This is a genomic window from uncultured Faecalicoccus sp. (genome assembly GCF_944325745.1).
Taxonomy (GTDB): Bacteria; Bacillota_I; Bacilli_A; order Erysipelotrichales; family Erysipelotrichaceae; genus Faecalicoccus.
The window spans coordinates 1-2,732 of sequence record NZ_CALVBG010000100.1 but is presented as its reverse complement, the minus strand read 5'-3'; the positions used below and the strand labels follow the sequence as shown (position 1 = coordinate 2,732).

Genomic DNA, 2,732 nt, shown 5'->3' with positions numbered 1-2,732 from the left:
TGGCTAGCTTACCTATTGGTTCACTTAATCTATATAACAAATATGTGAAAAATATCATCCCGACCAAATCGGAGATCAAGACGATCCAGGAGCGAATCGAAAAAGAGTTAACAACGATTGATCGCAAGAAAAGCATCCTAAAAGCGGAAGATCTTTCCGTGACAGGCGGAAGTATGCGAGCGATTCGGTCATTATTGATTTCTTTGCGGTGGATTGAAAAAGATGTCTATGAGTTTGACGCTTCGATGATAAGACAGCTCGTGAAATATTTACAGGAAGATGAAGGAAAAACAATTCATCGTTTCTTGAAAGTGAAACCGGATCGTGTTCATACGATGTTTCCTGGATTGTTGATCATTGATACGATTGCTCAATATACTAAGGCAAAACGGATCCAAGTCTCTATGAACGGGGTGCGGGAAGGATATTTAATGGAAAAAATATTAGGAGAATAAACTGTTATGCATAAAAAACTGTATCCTTTTACTCAAAATCGTGAACTTTCTTGGCTGAAATTCAATCAGAGAGTTTTAGAAGAGGCAAGCGATCCTCGTGTGCCTTTGTTGGAGCGCGTCAAGTTTTTATCGATCTTCACAAGCAATCTGGATGAATTTTTTATGGTTCGCTGCGGAAGTTTATATGATCTTTCGTTGATTGATGATGCACAGATCGATAAAAAGAGCGGATTGACCCCTTCGGAACAATTGAAAATGATTTATCAGGAGGTGCACGATCTTTATGCGATGCGTGATACAGTTGTTAAAAATATTAATCAGACATTGGAGTCTTTGCATATTTCGGGACTATCCAAAAAACAGTTATCAAAAAAGCAGTTAAAATTTATCAATCAGTATTTTGATCTGCAAGTCTTTCCTTTGTTGAGTCCGCAGATCATCGATCATCATCATCCTTTTCCGCATTTGATGAATAAAGCTTTATATATTGTTGTGGAAGTGAAGGATGAAGGAAAGAAAAGGATCGGGATTATTCCGGTCCCGAGTTTTTTAGATCGTATTGTCTATGTTCCTGATGGCGACGGCAACTACATGCTCTTGGAACAGATCATTCTGCATAATGTCAATAAGGTCTTTTCAAACAGTGTCGTATGCAGTAAAACGATTGTTCGGGTCACGCGCAATGCGGATATCAACCTTGATGAAAAAGAAATCGATGAAGACGAAGACTATCGTCAGTACATGAAAAAGATCTTGAAGAAAAGAGGAAGGTTGGCGCCTATTCGTTTGGAATTATATAAGGAGGCGCCAGAAGGGCTCGTTTCTTATCTTTGTCAAGAATTGAAACTGGAAAAGAATCAAGTTTTTTTGTCAAAGACGCCGTTAGAACTCAATCATCTTTTTGATGTGATCTCGCAAGCCCCCAGTGTTGTGACCGCACCTCTTCTTTATAAACCATTTGAGCCGCAGCCGAATAAATATCTTCAGCTTCATCGATCGATCATTGACCAGGTCTTGGATCATGACAGTCTGTTGTTTTATCCTTTTCATGATATTGAACCATTTTTGTTGTTGCTGAAAGAGGCGGCCGAAAATCCGGCGGTTCACTCGATCAAGATCACAATCTATCGATTAGCCAGTCACAGTCGTATCGTTCGTTATCTGGCCAGGGCGGCTGAAAACGGAAAAGAAGTGACTGTGTTGATGGAACTCAGAGCTCGATTTGATGAAAAGCACAATATTGAAGCCGCTGAACTTCTCGAAGATTCAGGATGCAATGTGATCTACGGATTTGAAAAATACAAGGTCCATTCTAAGATTTGTATGATCACGCTTCAAGACCGTCATGGCCAGTTGAAAACGATCACGCAGATTGGTACGGGTAATTATAACGAAAAGACCAGTAAGATGTATACGGATATTTCCTATATCACATCGAAAGAAACAATTGGAAAAGATGCGATTGCATTCTTCCAAAATATGGCTCTGGCAAATTTGAATGGTGAGTATGACCAGTTGATCGTTTCGCCAAGTTCCTTAAAACAGACGTGCTTAAAGTTGATCGAGCGCGAGATCAAAAAAGCGCAATCCGGAAAAGAGGCGCAGATCTTATTGAAGATGAACTCGATGACGGATCTGGATCTGATGAAGAAATTACAAGAAGCTTCTCAGGCGGGTGTTACGATCAAGATGGTGATTCGCGGCATCTGTTGCCTGCTGCCAGGATTAAAAGGGTACACGGAAAATATTGAAGTATACAGTATTGTGGGACGCTACTTGGAGCATTCACGGATCTATTGTTTTGGAACCGGAGAAGATCAAATTGTTTATATCTCAAGTGCTGATTTCATGACTCGTAACACTGAAAAACGGGTTGAGATCGGATGTCCGATCCACGATTCGAAGTTGAAACAAGAATTGCTGGAGTATTTTGAAATTCTATTAAAAGATAACATGAAAGCCAGAAAGCTTTGTGCTAATGGGGAATATATAAAAATAGAAACAGCAGAAGATCCGTTTATTGCCCAGGAATACTGTATGAAAAAAGCGATTCAGGAAGCACAAGAGATTGAAAATCAACCAAAGATGTCCTGGATCGAACAATTGAAACATTGGTTTCAAGGATAGATCAGAAGAAGTCTTTTGAAAGGCTTCTTTTTTTATGGAAATATTTTTGAAAAAAGTGTTGACGACATTCTTTAGATTTGGTAATATAACTGAGCACGGCGCGGAGAGCGGCGTGAGAGATCTTTGAAAACTGAACAAGAAACGAAACCT

Annotated in this window: 2 protein-coding genes; both read left to right on the top strand. The window is 39.6% G+C overall.

The annotated features are described in order from the left end of the window. Window positions 1-455: hypothetical protein (locus Q0J48_RS07000; protein WP_296242771.1), on the top strand; the 455-nt coding region annotated here is incomplete at its 5' end. Between the two features lie 6 nt (window positions 456-461). Continuing rightward, entirely contained in the window at window positions 462-2,582 is a 2,121-nt protein-coding gene (gene ppk1, locus Q0J48_RS06995) for a polyphosphate kinase 1 (RefSeq protein WP_296242770.1), read from the top strand. Window positions 2,583-2,732: the final 150 nt, after the last annotated feature.

Bases quoted from the DNA above. Each gene is read 5' to 3' on its own strand.
- ppk1 (WP_296242770.1), top strand. From the start codon at position 462: ATGCATAAAAAACTGTATCCTTTTACTCAAAATCGTGAACTTTCTTGG.